The sequence below is a fragment of the Kitasatospora sp. NPDC057198 genome (genome assembly GCF_042670125.1).
Lineage (GTDB): Bacteria > Actinomycetota > Actinomycetes > Streptomycetales > Streptomycetaceae > Kitasatospora.
In genome coordinates this window covers 5517-20152 of record NZ_JBHUWH010000103.1, presented here as the reverse complement: position 1 = coordinate 20152, position 14636 = coordinate 5517, and the positions used below count along the sequence as shown (strand labels likewise).

The 14636-nt window shown below is 74.5% G+C and carries 13 protein-coding genes; 8 read left to right on the top strand and 5 right to left on the bottom strand.

Annotated elements, in window-relative coordinates; genetic code table 11:
* Positions 1 to 37: 37 nt before the first annotated feature.
* Positions 38 to 1477 (bottom strand): glyceraldehyde-3-phosphate dehydrogenase, encoded by a 1440-nt coding sequence (locus ACFUEL_RS14815; protein ID WP_380236605.1) that lies wholly within the window; start codon positions 1475 to 1477, stop codon positions 38 to 40.
* A gap of 317 nt (positions 1478 to 1794) precedes the next feature.
* On the opposite strand from ACFUEL_RS14815, the gene ACFUEL_RS14810 reads away from it, so the two are divergent.
* The 4 genes from ACFUEL_RS14810 (at position 1795) to ACFUEL_RS14795 (ending at position 5164) form a co-directional block, all read left to right on the top strand.
* Positions 1795 to 2325: an EF-hand domain-containing protein gene (locus ACFUEL_RS14810; RefSeq protein ID WP_380236604.1), complete on the top strand. Its 531-nt coding sequence runs from the start codon at positions 1795 to 1797 to the stop codon at positions 2323 to 2325.
* A gap of 105 nt (positions 2326 to 2430) precedes the next feature.
* Complete coding sequence (locus tag ACFUEL_RS14805; protein WP_380236603.1) at positions 2431 to 3531, top strand: isocitrate/isopropylmalate family dehydrogenase; 1101 nt, start codon at positions 2431 to 2433, stop codon at positions 3529 to 3531.
* Between the two features lie 80 nt (positions 3532 to 3611).
* Positions 3612 to 4211, top strand: coding sequence for a cysteine hydrolase family protein (locus tag ACFUEL_RS14800; protein WP_380236602.1), 600 nt, complete (start codon positions 3612 to 3614; stop codon positions 4209 to 4211).
* A complete protein-coding gene (locus ACFUEL_RS14795; protein ID WP_380236600.1) occupies positions 4208 to 5164 on the top strand; it encodes an SAM-dependent methyltransferase in 957 nt (318 codons plus the stop codon). The genes ACFUEL_RS14800 and ACFUEL_RS14795 overlap by 4 nt, the downstream gene beginning before the upstream one ends.
* Here the strand turns inward: ACFUEL_RS14795 and ACFUEL_RS14790 are convergent.
* Positions 5105 to 5935, bottom strand: a complete 831-nt coding sequence (locus ACFUEL_RS14790) for a DUF6159 family protein (RefSeq protein WP_380236599.1) — start codon at positions 5933 to 5935, stop codon at positions 5105 to 5107. The genes ACFUEL_RS14795 and ACFUEL_RS14790 overlap by 60 nt on opposite strands.
* A 114-nt stretch (positions 5936 to 6049) precedes the next feature.
* A complete protein-coding gene (locus tag ACFUEL_RS14785; RefSeq protein WP_380236598.1) occupies positions 6050 to 7036 on the bottom strand; it encodes a hypothetical protein in 987 nt (328 codons plus the stop codon).
* A gap of 92 nt (positions 7037 to 7128) precedes the next feature.
* Between ACFUEL_RS14785 and ACFUEL_RS14780 the strand changes: the two genes are divergently transcribed.
* The 4 genes from ACFUEL_RS14780 (at position 7129) to ACFUEL_RS14765 (ending at position 12675) form a co-directional block, all read left to right on the top strand.
* The gene (locus ACFUEL_RS14780) at positions 7129 to 7746 is read left to right on the top strand and encodes a TetR/AcrR family transcriptional regulator (protein ID WP_380236597.1); all 618 of its coding nucleotides are present in this window, start codon (positions 7129 to 7131) and stop codon (positions 7744 to 7746) included.
* Between the two features lie 99 nt (positions 7747 to 7845).
* Positions 7846 to 8649 (top strand): PIG-L deacetylase family protein, encoded by an 804-nt coding sequence (locus ACFUEL_RS14775; RefSeq protein WP_380236595.1) that lies wholly within the window; start codon positions 7846 to 7848, stop codon positions 8647 to 8649.
* Positions 8650 to 8828: 179 nt separating this feature from the next.
* Positions 8829 to 9803: a LysR family transcriptional regulator gene (locus ACFUEL_RS14770; RefSeq protein ID WP_380236594.1), complete on the top strand. Its 975-nt coding sequence runs from the start codon at positions 8829 to 8831 to the stop codon at positions 9801 to 9803.
* Positions 9804 to 9975: 172 nt separating this feature from the next.
* Positions 9976 to 12675, top strand: a complete 2700-nt coding sequence (locus ACFUEL_RS14765; RefSeq protein ID WP_380236593.1) for a collagenase — start codon at positions 9976 to 9978, stop codon at positions 12673 to 12675.
* Between the two features lie 64 nt (positions 12676 to 12739).
* Here the strand turns inward: ACFUEL_RS14765 and ACFUEL_RS14760 are convergent, their stop codons facing one another.
* Together ACFUEL_RS14760 and ACFUEL_RS14755 are read right to left on the bottom strand one after the other, a co-directional pair.
* Entirely contained in the window at positions 12740 to 13303 is a 564-nt protein-coding gene (locus ACFUEL_RS14760) for a hypothetical protein (protein WP_380236592.1), read from the bottom strand.
* Between the two features lie 65 nt (positions 13304 to 13368).
* Positions 13369 to 14636: hypothetical protein (locus ACFUEL_RS14755; protein WP_380236591.1), on the bottom strand; the 1268-nt coding region annotated here is incomplete at its 5' end.

Sequence of the window (14636 nt, the reverse complement as noted above, 5' to 3'; positions counted from 1 at the left end):
GGCGCGCACCGCGCCGGGGCCCCGAGGACGTGCGGGATCAGTGCGCCGAGGCGGCCGGGAAGGTCGGGTACTCGACGCCGGAGACGTGCTGGACGACCCGGACGACCTGGCAGGAGTAGCCGAACTCGTTGTCGTACCACAGGTAGAGGATCGCGTTGTCGCCCTCGACCTTGGTCGCGCCCGCGTCCACGATGGAGGCGTGCCGGGAGCCGATGAAGTCGCTGGAGACCGCGTCGGGCGAGTCGATGAAGTCGATCTGCCGCTTCAGCGGGGAGGTCAGCGAGACCTCCCGCAGGTGCTCCAGCACCTCCTCTCGGGTGGTCTCCTGCGCCAACTGGAGGTTGAGGATGGCGATCGAGACGTCCGGCACCGGGACGCGGATCGAGCTGCCGGTGATCTTCGCCTGGAGCTCGGGGAGCGCCTTGGCGACGGCGGAGGCGGCGCCGGTCTCGGTGATGACCATGTTGAGCGGCGCGGAGCGGCCCCGGCGGTCGGCCTTGTGGTAGTTGTCCAGCAGGTTCTGGTCGTTGGTGAACGAGTGGACGGTCTCCACGTGGCCGCGCAGCACGCCGTACGCGTCGTTCATCGCCTTCAGCGGCGGCACGATCGCGTTGGTGGTGCAGGACGCGCAGGAGATGATCCGCTCGTCCGGCTTGACGGTGTCGTGGTTGACGCCGTGCACGATGTTCGGGACGTCGCCCTTGCCGGGGGCGGTCAGCACGACCTTGGCGATGCCGGGGCGCAGGTGCTTGGACAGGCCCTCGCGGTCGCGCCAGCGGCCGGTGTTGTCGATCAGGATGGCGTTGTCGATCCCGTAGGCGGTGTAGTCCACCTCGGCGGGGTCGTCGGAGTAGATGACCTGGATCGCGTTGCCGTTGGCGACGATGGTGTCGGTCGCCTCGTCCACGGTGATGGTGCCCTGGAACTGGCCGTGGATGGAGTCGCGGCGCAGCAGCGAGGCGCGCTTGACCAGGTCGTCGCCGCCGCCGTTGCGGACCACGATGGCACGCAGCCGCAGGCCGCCGGCCTTCTCGACCAGCAGGCGGGCGAGCAGCCGGCCGATCCGGCCGAAGCCGTACAGCACCACGTCGCGCGGGGCCTGGCGCTCGATCTTGTGGGCGCCGGTCGCGCCCGCCACCGCCTCGGCGGTGAACTCCGCGACGGACAGGCCGCGGTCGTCGGCGCGGTACGCCTCGGCGAGCAGGCCGAGGTCGATCTGGGACGGGCCGAGGTCGAGGGCGGCGAGGGCCTGGAGGAAGGGGAAGGTCTCGGTGATCGAGAGTTCCTCGCCGGCGATCTGGCGGACGAAGCGGTGCGTCTTCAGGATGCTGATCACCGACTTGTTCACCAGGGAACGGCTGTGCAGCAGGATGGTGACGTCCCGCTCACGGTGCAGCCGCCCGATGATCGGGATCATCGTCTCCGCGAGTTCCTCGCGGTTCTTCCAGTCCGTGAACACGTCGTCGTTGACAGTCACAATTCAACTTTCGAGGGTAGGCCGAGCTGAGGGCAGGCCGAACCGGGGATCGGCCGGACCGAGGGTTTGCCGAGCTGAGGCGTCCCCATGCTAACCAGGGCGCTCCCGCCGCTCCGGGCCGGTCCCCCCGCTGACCTGCGGTGGTCCGGCCCGCGAAGGCGCCGGGCGTGATCAACGTCACCAGGGTCGCGCTCGTCACTCCCCCGGGTGACGCCCCGTCGGATCGCCGGACCGCGGGCCCCGTCGTCAGCAGAGTGGTCCCCGGACGGGCCCGCGCACGGAGCCGGGCCGCCACGACCGGAGGGACGAACCGTCTCATGGGACACGAGGCTTACCGACGGGCCGCGCTGGTGTTCACCCTGTTCGACGCCAACGGCAACGGGGTGCTCGACGCCGACGACTTCACCCTGATGACCCGGCGGGTGCTGGCCGTCGCCACCGACTCGCCCGCCGCCGACCGGCAGGCGCTCGCCGACAGCCTGGCGCACTACTGGCAGGTGCTGTCCACGGCGCTGGACGCCGACGGCGACGGGGTGATCAGCCCGGAGGAGTTCCGCGGCTTCGTCCTGGCCCCGGAGCTGTTCGGCGCCACCGCGGCCCGGTTCGCCGACGCGCTCGCCGCGCTCGGCGACCCCGGGCACGTCGGCCTGATCGAACGGAGCCGGTTCCTCGACCTGATGCTCGCGATCGGCTTCGAGAAGGAGAACACCGAGGCGCTGTTCGACGCCTTCGGCCCGGACGCCGAGGACCGGATCACCGTCGAGGTGTGGGCCGAGGGCATCCGCGACTACTACGCCCCGGAGAAGTCCGGCATCCCCGGCGACCGGCTGGTCCCGCAGTCCGCCTGACCCGGCGGCACCCGGCACCGCCCCGCCCCGCCCCGTCCCGTAGCGCCCCGCCCCGTCCCGTCCCGTAGCGCCCCGCACCGCCCCCGCCTCCCGAGGAGTCCCGCAGTGACCGCACCGCCCATCGCCCTCGCCGTCGGCCGGGGCACCGGCCCGGACCTCGCCCCCGTCTTCGAGCGGGTGCTCGACCGGATCGCCCGACTGCACGGCACCCGGGTCCGGGTGGAGCGCTCACCGCGGGTCTACCACTCGTACGTGTCGCTGCGCGCCGAGGCCGCGGGCACCGCGGAGATCGCCGCGCTCACCGAGCAGGACGCGGCGCACTACGAGTGGTTCTGCCGCGAGCAGGCGGCCGCGGGGGTGCGGGCGGTGTTCCGCACCGCGATCAACGCCCAGTCGCTGTACCTGGTCCGGCAGCGGCTGGCCGCCGTCAAGGTCGAACCGCTCACCGCCGGGACGGCGCGGCTGCTGCTGGTCCGCGACCAGGCGCAGGGCTTCTACACCGGCGAGAACCGGCACTCCCCGGGCAGGGTGGTGCGCACCATGGAGTTCAGCCGCGCCGTCACCGAGCAGGTGGTGCGCTACGCGGTGGAGCGCGCCCGGCAGTGCTGGCCGGAGGGCCCGGCCCGGGTGCTGCTCGCCTACAAGTACCACCTGCTGGACGGCGCGCTGGACGACTGGACGGAGCAGCTGTCCGCCGAACTCGGCCTGGACGTCGCCCTGTTCCAGCCCGACACGGTGAACCGCAACCTGATCGCGCACGGCCCCGGGGACCGCACGCTGCTGGTCGCCGGGAACGAGTGGGCCGACATCATGCACGTCGTCCTGCTCGACCGGTACGGCTCCGAACGGCAGGAGAACCGCTGCACCGAGAACGTCCACCTGCACCCGGCGCTGGCCGGTCTCACCGAGTACCAGACCGTGCACGGCTCGGCCGACGACCTGGCCGGCCGCGACCTGGTCAACCCGGTCGCCACGATCCGGGCCGCCGCCCGGATCGCCGAGCGGCACGCCGACTGCCCCGGCGCGGAGGCGGCAACGGAGGCCGCGATCGCCGCCGCGCAGGCCCGCGGGGCCCGCACCCCCGACCTCGGCGGGACGGCCGGGACCACCGAGGTGACGGACGCCGTGCTCGACGCCCTCACCGGCGCGTCCGTGCCCGTGCCCGTGCCCGTCCAGGGCCTGAACACCCGCGCGGGAGCCCGGTGAACACGGGCGCGGCAAGCACGGACGCGGCAAGCACGGGCGCGGCAAGCACGGGCGCGGCCGAGGGGCGGAGCGCGCTGGTCGTGGTCGACCTGCAGAACGACTTCTGCGCGGGCGAGGTCGCCGCCGCCCGCTTCCCGGGCGATCCGGAGCTGCTCGCCCGAGCCGCCGCCAGCAGCGTCCGCGCGGTGGAGTCGGCCCGGGAGGCGGGCGTCGAGGTGCTGTTCGTCCGCTTCCTCGGCGACCCCGCCCACCAGGGCCCGGCCTGGCGGCGGCGGGACGCCCGGCTCGGCAAGCGCCCCAAGTGCCTGGAGGGCAGTTGGGGCGCCGAGTTCCACGGCGTCCGACCCCGGCCGGAGGAGGCCGTGTTCACCAAGCGCGCCTGCTTCGACGCCTTCCAGGACCCGGACTTCGAACCCCACCTGCGCCGCCGCGGCGTCGAACGCCTCGTCCTGGCGGGCCTGTTCACCGACGTCTGCGTGGACTCCACCGCCCGCACCGCCTTCCAGCGCGGCTTCCACCTGACCGTGCTGCGCGACTGCACCACCGCGCTGCACCTGGCGGACGCCGACATCCTGCGCTTCATGGCCCGGGTGTACGGCGCCGAGATCACCAACCTGGAGCAACTCCCCTTCACCGCACCCGCGTTCGATACCGGCACGACCCCGGTGGGGCTGCGGTGACCGCGCCGGCCGGCGCCTCCCGCCCCGACGCCGGGGTGGGGTCCGGCGTCGGCCGGACCGCCCTGCTGGTCGCCAACGCCCGGGCCCTGGAGGCCCGCCGGAGCGGGGCGCTGGCCGTCGACCCGTTCGCGGAGCACTTCGTCCGCGCCTCGCCGGGCTGCGCCGACTGGCCGGACGACCCCGCCTCGGTCGACCCCGACGATCCGCTGTGGGGGCGGCTGGCCAGGTACTTCGCGCTGCGGACGAAGGTGCTGGACGAACACCTGCTGACCGCGACCGGCTCCGACACCCGGCAGGTGGTGCTGCTCGGCGCGGGCCTGGACAGCCGGGCGCACCGGCTGCCCTGGCCGCCCGGCACCACCGTGTGGGAGCTGGACCGCCCCGGGGTGCTCGACTTCAAGCAGCACGTCCTGGACGGCCTGGGCGCCGCCCCGTCCGCCCGGCGCCGCACCGTCCCGGTCGACCTGCGCGAGGACTGGACGGCCGCGCTGACCGCCGCCGGGCTGGACGGGTCGCGGCCGGTGGCCTGGCTGGCCGAGGGCCTGTTCCTGTACCTCCCGGCCGCCGCCGAACTCGCCGTCGCCACCGCCCTGGACCGGCTCAGCGCCCCCGGCTCCACCCTCGCCTACGAGGTCAAGGCCGCCCCGGAGTCGCCGGCCGTCCGGGCCGCTCCCGTCTACGCGGCGGCCCGCCGACGGCTCGGCATCGACCTGCTCGCCCTGTTCGCCCCCGGGCCCCGCCCCGACACGGCGGCCGCCCTGACCGCCCTCGGCTGGCGCACCACCGTCCGCACCCCCTTCGACCACTCCCCCGGCACCCTGCGCCCCGAACCCCGCGACGCCCTGGCCGCCAACCGCTGGGTGACCTGCGTCAAGCGGCGCCCCGCCGACCGCTCACCGGCCGCCCCGCCCGGTGGCGGGGACGGCCGCGTGGGCGTCCGCGAGCGCGGCTGAGGCGGCGTCCGACGCGGCGACCGAGGCGACCGTCTCGCGGTAGAGGGACACCCGGTAGATGCCGGACGCGGCGGACCTGGCCACGGCCACCGGCAGCAGGACGGCCGCGGCCGCGGCGAGGCTCGCGAGGAGGACGGAGGCGCTGTCCGACTCGACCGCGAGCATCAGCGCGGCAAGTGCCCCGAGCGCGACCATCGTGGTGACCAGGAAGAGCCTCAGCCCGCCGACGACCCAGCGGCCCAGCGCGTGGCGGCCGAGCGCGAGCGACCGGCGCAGGCCGGCCAGCAGGCCGACCCCCTCGACCACGATGACCGGCAGGACGAAGAAGGTCAGCAACGACCAGGAGAAACCCAGCAGGTCGAAGAGGGTGGCGAGCCCGGCCAGCGATTCCCCGGTCCGCAGCACCGAACCGACGAGCAGCGAGAACAGGCTCCAGGCCAGCAGCGTCGGCAGGCGCCGCCCGATCGCCGACAGCGAGGCGCGCAGCGGCGGGCGCCGGCCCTCGAGGAGTTCGTGGACGGAGTGCAGCAGGGCGGCGGTGCAGAGCCCGCCGAGCGCGGAGGCGCCCCACAGCACCAGCGCGACCGCTCCCCACTGGGCCGGGCCCGGGGCGCCACCGTCCTCGAGCCGGTGCCAGACCCCCTGGAGCAGCGGGAACCAGGCGAGGGCGGGCACCGCGGCGACGGTCAGCAGCCCGAGGGCGGGGAAGCAGAGCAGGGCGGGGCGGCGACGCAGCACGCGGGCGGCCGTGCGGATGATTCCGGGTTTCATGCGGGCCTCTCGGGCGGCGGGGTGGACGGCACGGTACAGGAACCCGCCCACCCCGCTCCCGCCGCCCCGCACCGCTCCCGCCGCCCCCGCCGCTCCCGCCGCTCCCGCCGTCGTCTACGACTCCCTGAGCCGCGGGCCGAGTTCGGCGATCAGGCGGCGGTAGGTGTCGAACGCGGGCTTGGGCGTGTGGTCGTCGCGCAGCAGCCCGAAGCGGTGGAACAGTCCCTCCCCGGCGCTGTCCGCGTCGCGCAGCGCGAACAGCGCGTAGCCGTCGATGCCCAGGCTCCCGGCCCGGTCGGCAACGGTGCGGATCACCGTCTCCAGGACGCGCGCCTGGGTGTCCTCGGGGCGGTCGGGGCCGGTCGGCCAGCCGTTCTCGCAGATCCGGATCGGGACGTCGGCGGGGATGCCCGCCTTGGGCAGGTCGGTGTGCCGGAAGGTGTCCAGCAGCCAGCCGGTGACCTCGGCGAGCCGGTCGGCGGGGACGGGCCGGAAGACGTCCGGGAAGCAGTCCAGGCCGACGTAGTCCAGCGCGTCCAGGAAGCGGTCGTCCGCGAGCTCGCCCAGTTCGGGCCAGAAGGCGGCGCCCGGGTCGAGGGTGGGAACGGCGTTGAAGCCGACGGTGGCGTCCAGGCCGAGCGCGCGCACTTCGTCCTTGGCGGCGACCACCCCGGCCACCAGTGCGGCCAGCACGTTCGGGATGCTGCCGTCCAGCACCGGCAGGTCGGCGTTCGGCTCCTCGCAGACCTGCACCGACCCGAGCCGCCCGCCGAGTTCGCGCACCTGGCCCCGCACGTACTCCTCCCAGCCCGCCAGCGAGCCGGTCGGCTCGCGGAACTGGAGCACCAGGTCGACCCGCCGCCCCGGCCGCCCCAGGTACGCCTCCCAGCCGTCGGGGGTCTGCGGCGGCGCGGCGACGGTGGCCGCGAAGGAGCGGTAGACCCGCACCCGGAAGCCGGGTTCGGCGCCCTGGAGCAGGTCGAGCGCCTCGGCGATCCGCGCCGGGTCGTCGGGCCGGACGGGGTGGACCAGGCCGTGGTCGTCGCCGAGCAGCCCGCCCGGGTAGATGCCGAACGTGAACTCCCGCTTCCGGTAAGACATTTCGCTCTCCTCGCTGACCGTCGGACGTCGCCGTGAAAATCTTGGTGTCACACCAATTTTTCAGTGACCCTATCATTCCGTACGATGGGCGCATGGGCCTTCGCGAAACCAAGAAGCAGCAGACCCGCACCGCCATCGCGGACACCGCGCTCCTGCTCTTCCTGGAGCACGGCTTCGACCGGGTCACCGTCGCCGAGATCGCCCGGCACGCGGGCGTCTCCACCAACACGGTGTTCAACTACTTCCCGACCAAGGAGGACCTGTTCTTCGACCGGCAGGACGAGGTCGAACACCACCTCGCCGCCCTGGTCGACCCGCTGCCGCCCGGCGCCTGCTGCCCCGCCGCCGCCGTCCGCGACGACCTGTGCGCCGCCCTGCGCCGCGCCGACCCGGCGATCGGCCTCGCCCCCGGCTCCGCCGCCTTCTTCCGCACCGTCGAGGCCAGCCCCGCCCTGCGCGCCCGCGAACGCGAGATCGGCGAACGCACCGAGGCCGCCCTCGCCACCGCCCTCGCCGCCCGCCCCCCCGAGACCTCCCTCGCCCCCGACGCCCCCCTGCTGGCCGGCGCCCTCAGCGGCCTGCACCGCGCCACCCTGCGCGAACTGCGCCGCCGCGTCCTGGCCGGCGACCCGCCCGCCGCCATCGCGGCCGACCTCACCGCCGCCGCCACCCGCGCCTTCGCCCCGCTCTGCACCTGCGCCGCCCGCTGACCCCACCGCTGCCCACTCGCCCGCACACCGCCCCCGTCCGGAAGGGCCTAGCGTGGCCCGGGAGTTCACCGGACCTGGCACGGGAGAGGTGGTGGCGGGATGGAACTGCCGGACGTGATGGGCGTGTTCGCACATCCGGACGACGAGTCGCTGGCGGCGGGCGGCCTGCTGGCCCGGCACGCGGAGGCGGGGGCACGGACCGCCGTGGTGACCGCGACGTGGGCGGAGGGGACCCACCGGGTGCCCGAACTGGCGCGGGCGCTGGCGGAGTTGGGGGCGGGGGCGCCCCGGCTGCTGGGGTACGCGGACGCCAAGGTGCCGGAGTCGGCCCCCGGGGCGGCCCGGCTGCTGGACGCGCCACTGGAGGAGGCGGTGCGGCGGCTGGTCGCCGAGCTGCGCGCCTTCCGGCCGCGGTGGGTGGTGACGCACGACGCGCACGGCGGGATGACCGGGCACCCGGACCACCGGCGGACCCACGAGATCACGGTGCGCGCGGTGCGGGCCGCCGCCCTGCCGGGCCGGTACCCGGAGCTGGGCGGGCCGGTCCGGGTGGGGCGGCTGCTGCTGGCGACGCACCCGGACGGGGCGGCCCGGGAGTTGGCCCCGCTGCTGCTGCGGCCGGGGCGGCCCGCGCTCACGGTGCCGGACGCGGAGACGGAGGCGCTGGACGTCTCGCCGTGGCTGGGGCGCAAGCTGGCGGCGGTGTTCGCGCACCGCTCGGAAGTGGAGCGCGGCGCGCTGCCGGGGCGGCTGGCGGCCGCGTCCCCGGCGGACCGGGTGCGGATGGCGGGCACCGAGTGGTACCAGCGCCACCCGCTGCCCGGCCCGCCCGAACCGGGTTCCACCCCCGCCGCCGCCCCCGCCACCGCCCCCGGCGGTACGGCCCGCCAGCCATCCGCCTGACCGGCCCCGGGCGGTGGTGGGCCCGCCCCACCGTCCGGACGGTTCCCCCCGCCCGAGGACTTGACGCGGCACTGCCGGGAAGCGAAGGTGAGCGAAACCATCTGACATGTTGCGTGTGACATTGCATAGCCCCATGCCACCGCCGAGGCGGGGCCGCCCGCACGCGAGGAGGGCCGGCCATGGATCTGGAGCTGCGACACCTGCGGGTGCTCTGCGCGATCGCCGACAGCGGCAGCGTGGGGCGGGCGGCCGCCGCGATCGGCGCCTCCCAGCCCGCCACCAGTACCCAACTGCGGCGCATCGAACGCCACTTGGGCGCGCTGGTGTTCGACCGGACGGCAGCCGGCGTGGTGCCCACCACCTTCGGCGCCGAGGTGCTGGCGGCCGCCCGCGAAGTGCTCGCCCGGGTCGACCGGCTGGGCCGGACCGCCGTCCCGGACGGCGAGCGCCCGCACCGCGAACTGCGACTGGCCGCCGACTGCCCGGCCCTGCTGCCCGGCACCCTGGCCCGCACCCGACAGCTCAGACCGGAACTGCGCTTCACCCTGGCCCCGCCCGGGGACCCGGCGTCGCCGCCGCAGCGGCCGGTCCCGCCGCAGGACGCCGGGGCGCCCTTCGACCTGGCACTGCTGCTCGACCACCCCGGCTCGGGCCTGCGCGCCACGCCCGCCCTGGCGGCGCGGGCCGTCGCCACCGAGCCGGTGTTCGTCGCCCTGCCCACCGGGCACCCGCTGCGCCACCACGCCGAACCGGCGCTGGTCGACCTGGCGGGCGAGCACTGGCTGCTGCCCGCCGCCGACGGCGCGTCCTGGCCCGCACTGCTCCGGGCGGCCTGCGAGGCGGCCTCGTTCGCCCCCGCCGGGGTGCGGGAACTGCCGTGCGGGCGGCGGGAGGTGCTCGACCTGGTGGCCGCGGGCCTGGGCGCGGCCCTGGTGCCGGGCAGCACCGCGCCGGTGCCGGGCGTCTCGGTGAAGCCGCTGCTGGGAACGCCGCTGTGGCTGCGGTACGTACTGCTGTGGCAGCGCGCCACGATCGGCCCGAGCCTGGCCGACACCCTGTTCGGGGCGGCCGCGGCCGCGTACCGGGAGCTCGCCGCCGAGGCCCCCCACCTGCACAGCTGGGCCGGGCGGACGTTCCGGCCGCCGCGCACCTGAGGCCGCGCGCCCGCAGCCCGCGTCAAGTCCTTCCCGGCCGTGTTATGCCGCGTTCACGTGATGTCATATGACCTGTGACATTGTTCTGACCCTGTTTCCGGTGCCAGGATGCTCACCGCGTCACCCTCCCCCGACTGATGTGCTCAGTGAGCTCCCTCCCCCAGGAGAAGCAGTGCGTCTGCGCATACCCCTCCCCACCCTGGCGGCCGGCCTGCTGGCCGGCTGCACCGTCGCGGCCACCCTGCTGCCGGCCTCCCCGGCCGCGGCCGCCCCCGGCGCGCGGTCCGCGGAGGCCGCCGTCCCGGTCTCCGCCTCCGTCCCCGCCTACGCCTCCGTCCCCGCCTACGCCTCCGTCCCCGCCTCCGCCGAGGACGTGAACGCCCCCGGCGGGGCCGTCCCCAAGCCGCTCGGCCCGATCGTCGACGCCGCCCCCGAGAGCCTGACGCCGGTGGCCGCGCCGCTGCCGCCCGCCCTGCTCGGCCAGGCCCAGTTGGGGCAGCCGAAGGGCACCGCAGTCCAGACCACCCCGCGTCCGGCGAAGCAGAACGCCGGGAAGGCCCCGCACGGCGCCCCCGGCCCCGCGGCCGGCACCCAGGCCGCCTCCGCCGCCTCCGTCCCCGCCGCTGCTGCCGCTGCCGCCGCGCAGAGCTGCACGTACGCCGACTTCGGCAGCCGCTCCGGCACGGACCTGGTGAACTTCGTCAAGTCCTCGACGAACACCTGCGTCAACACGCTGTACAACGTGACCGGCACCGACGCGGGCGCGATCTTCAAGCAGGCCAACATGCTCACCGTCGCGGGCGCCTTCAAAGACCTGGCGGCGGCCTACGACGGCACCAACAGCTCCGGCGTCCTGCAACTGGTGCAGTTCCTGCGGGCCGGGTACTACGTGCAGTCCTACTACCCGTCCCAGGTCGGCGGCTACGGCGCCGCCCTGACCGGCGCCACCCGGGCCGGCCTGGACGCCTTCTTCGCGGGCACCCGCTGGAAGGACGTCACCGACGCCAACGGCCTCGTGCTGTACGACGTGCTGGTGCTGACCGACAGCGCCAACGTCCAGGCCGGGTACCTGAAGGTCTACCGGCAGGTGCTGGACGGCTACGACAACAGCTACAACGCGACGCCGAAGATGGTCAACGCGGTCAACTCGGTGCTGTTCGCGCCGCTGTGGCGCGGCAACTGGAACACCGACTTCGTCAACGCGATCGGCGCGGACACCTCCCTGGTCACCTCGCTGGGCGACTTCGCGCTCGACCACCGCGACCTGCTGGGCACCTCGAACGCCTTCCTGGACGTCAACGCGGGCAACGACCTCGCCCGGATGGCCGGGACGTCCACCGCCGCGGAGAGCGCCGCCAAGCCGCTGGTCAAGCAGCTGCTGGACACCACCGCGATCCTCGGCCCGACCGGCCCGCTGTACGTGCACGTGGCGTTCAACGCCAACACCTACGACCACGGCCAGTGCGCGTACTACGGCACCTGCGACCTGCCGACCAAGCTCGCCGACGCCGTCCTGCCCAACGTCCTGGTCTGCGACAACAGGACGCTGCGCGCCCAGGCGCTGACGGTGGCCCAGCTGCAGCCGGTCTGCGACAGCCTGCGCGGCGAGGACGCCTTCTTCCACAACCTGGTCAAGGACGACGGCCCGGTGCCGAACCAGTACGGGAAGACGGTCGTCATGCCGGTGTTCGCCAGTGCCGCCGACTACCAGACCTACTCGTGGGCGATCTACGGCAACTCCACCGACAACGGCGGCCAGACCGTCATGGACGTCACCGACCCGAACAACCAGCCGGTGTGCGTGATGTACCAGAAGTCGTGGAACGACGACTTCGCGGGCAACGTGTGGAACCTCAACCACGAGTACACCCACTACCTCGACAACGTCTACGACATGAAGGGCGACTTCGCCGCCGAGATCTCCGTCCCGGACATCTGGTGGATCGAGGGCGTCGCCGAGTACCAGTCGTACGCCTACCGGGGCGTCACCGACACCCAGGCGATGGCCGAGGCGGCCAAGCACACCTACAAGCTGTCGACGATCTTCCAGAACACGTACGACAACGCGGACTCCACCCGGGTCTACCCGTGGGGCTACCTGGCCGTCCGCTACATGTTCGAGAAGCACCCGGCGGACGTGTACGCCATGCTCGGCCGCTTCCGCACCGGCGACTACCAGGGCGGGTACGCGGTCTACAACGGCCTCGGCACCTCCTACGACGCCGACTTCGACGCCTGGCTGACCCGGTGCGCGGGCGGCGCCTGCTTCGCCACCGGCCCGACCGCGCTGTTCGACCAGTCCGTCAACGGCGCCACCGTCACCCTGACCGACCGCTCGGTGGTCACCAACTCCCCGGCGCAGATCACCGGTTGGCACTGGACCTTCGGCGACGGCTCCTCCTCCGACGAGCGCAACCCCTCGCACACCTACGCCAAGGCCGGCACCTACACCGTCGCGCTGACCGTCACCGACGCCACCGGCCGCACCACCGCCACCCCGGCCTCGGTCACCACCACCGTCGACGGCGGCAGCCCCGCCCTGCCGACCTGCACCGACCAGCGCGCCGACGCGATGGGCCAGAACTGCCGGCGCACCGGCCTCACCGCCACCGCCGGCCACCTCGACTACCTGTACGTCTACCTGCCGGCCGGCACCACCACCCTGAAGATCACCACGAGCGGCGGCACCGGCACCGCGCACCTCTACTACAACGACACCACCTGGGCCTCCCCCGGCGCCTTCACCGCCTCCTCCACCAACCCGGGCACCGCCCAGAGCATCACCGTCACCACCCCCACCGCCGGCTACCGCTACCTGAGCCTGTACGCGGTCACCGACTTCTCCGACGTCACCGTCAGCACCCAGTTCTGACCCGCTGACCCCCACCCAAGGCAGCCGCGGCCCCCACCGCGGCTGCCTCCGGCGTTCCCGCCCCTCAGCCCAACCGCCCGGCCGCGGCCTCCCGCAGCTCGTCGTCCTCCACCGGACTGTCGCGCAACTCGGCCAGCCGAAGGGAGAGTTCCGGGCTGTCGGGGGCGTGCCGGACGGCGTACAGGCGGGCGTCCGGCTCGCAGTCCCAGAGCGACTCGTGCAGCAGCGGGGCCGCCGCGCCCAGGTCGATCGCGTGCAACGCCCGCAGGTAGGACGGGCGTTCACAGCTGTGCGCGGTGTGACGCCAGAACGCGCGCAGCAGCGGGGCGACCTCGGCGAGCACCTGGACGGCGCGCTCGGCGGCGTCCTCGTCCGGCCCTTCCAGCAGCTCCACCAGCGGCTCGACCGGTACCGCCAACTCCCGCAGCAGCCAGGCGTGGTAGCCGTGCCGCTGGTCGGCCTGCCGGTCCCAGCGGGTCTCCCGCCGCAGGCAGTCGAGCACCGCCCCGGCCCCGGCGCCGCGGTCCTCGCGCGCGAGCAGGAAGCCGAGGCCGCGCCCGCGCTGCACCGCCCCGAGCAGGCTCCCGGAGGGGGCGTAGGCGGCGTAGTCGTCTTCGGTGTCGGTCACGAGCGACGAGGGTGCCCGATCCCGGCTCCGGCGGCGAGCGGTTTTCGACGCGGCTGGGCCACCGCTCAACCCAGCCGCCGCGCGGCGGCCTCCCGCAGCTCGTCCTCCTCCACCGGGCTGTCGCGCAACTCGGCCAGCCGAAGGGCGAGTTCCGGGCTGTCGGGGGCGTGCCGGACGGCGTACAGGCGGGCGTCCGGCTCGCAGTCCCACAGCGACTCGTGCAGCAGCGGGGCCGTCTTCTCCGGAACGATCGCGTGCAACGCCCGCAGGTAGGACGGGCGTTCACAGCTGTGCGGGGTGTGGCGCCAGAACGCGCGCAGCAGCGGAGCGGTCTCGGCAAGCCGGGGGCCGAACCGGGCCAGGTGGCCCACCAGGACCATCGGCCCGCACCACACGTTCTCGTCCCACTGCCGTTCCAGGTACGCCACCACGGTGGGGACGTCGCCGATCCCGCCGTGCTCCGCGAGGATCTGCAGGCCCTGCCAGCGCAGCCAGCGGCGGTCGGTGGCCGCCCATTCGCGGGCGGGTTCCAGGGCGAGCGGGCCGAGTTTCTCCAGCACCGGGCGCAGGCCCATCAGCCCCTTCTCGGTCGAGCCGTCGTCCGCCGTCGCCCACAACTCGGCCACCAGCGGGAGGATTTCGACGGGCACCTCGGGGCGCCTCCCCAACTCCCGCAGCGCGGCGGAGCGTTCCGCGTACGGCAGGGCGGAGTCGGCCGCGACGGCGAGCAGGCGGTCCGCGCCCAGGTCGGTCTCCGGGCTCCGGTGCGGGCCCGCGGGCCCCTCCTCGGCCGGGATCAACCCCCGTCGGACCAGCCAGGACTCGAAGCTCGGGAACATCGGCCGCTCCCCGGCCAGCCGGCGCACCAGGCCCGGCGCCAGGTCGTCCCACCAGGGCTCCGGCCAGCGGTGCGCCGGGTTCCACAGCACCTGCTGCCACCACTGGCCGTGCCGCAGGTAGTCGCGCAGCGCCTCGCGGGCCGGTGCCGAGCCCAGCAGGGCGTGTTCGGTCAGCACCTCGCCCGCACGGTCGCAGTCGTACACGTCGGGGCCGTTGAGCAGTTCCAGCAGCGGGTCGATCGGGACCCCCGCCTCCCGCATCAACTGGGCGTGGTAGGCGGCGCGGTCGTCGATCTCCCAGTCCCAGCGGGTGTCCCGGCGCAGGCAGTCGAGCAGGTTCCCGACCCCGGCCCCGGGGTCCTCCAGCACCTCCAGGTAGCCGCGGCCGCGGCCGCGTTCGAGCGCGCCGAGCGCGCTGCCGGGCCGGGCGGTGCTGGCCGCCGCCCAGCAGGCCGCCCGGAGCGGGCTGCGGTACGCCGCCGCGCTGGACGACC

Coding starts and splice junctions, on each gene's coding strand:
- ACFUEL_RS14810 (WP_380236604.1), top strand. CDS start 1,795: ATGGGACACGAGGCTTACCGACGGGCCGCGCTGGTGTTCACCCTGTTC.
- ACFUEL_RS14775 (WP_380236595.1), top strand. CDS start 7,846: ATGGAACTGCCGGACGTGATGGGCGTGTTCGCACATCCGGACGACGAG.
- ACFUEL_RS14785 (WP_380236598.1), bottom strand. CDS start 7,036: ATGTCTTACCGGAAGCGGGAGTTCACGTTCGGCATCTACCCGGGCGGG.
- ACFUEL_RS14780 (WP_380236597.1), top strand. CDS start 7,129: ATGGGCCTTCGCGAAACCAAGAAGCAGCAGACCCGCACCGCCATCGCG.
- ACFUEL_RS14790 (WP_380236599.1), bottom strand. CDS start 5,935: ATGAAACCCGGAATCATCCGCACGGCCGCCCGCGTGCTGCGTCGCCGC.
- ACFUEL_RS14770 (WP_380236594.1), top strand. CDS start 8,829: ATGGATCTGGAGCTGCGACACCTGCGGGTGCTCTGCGCGATCGCCGAC.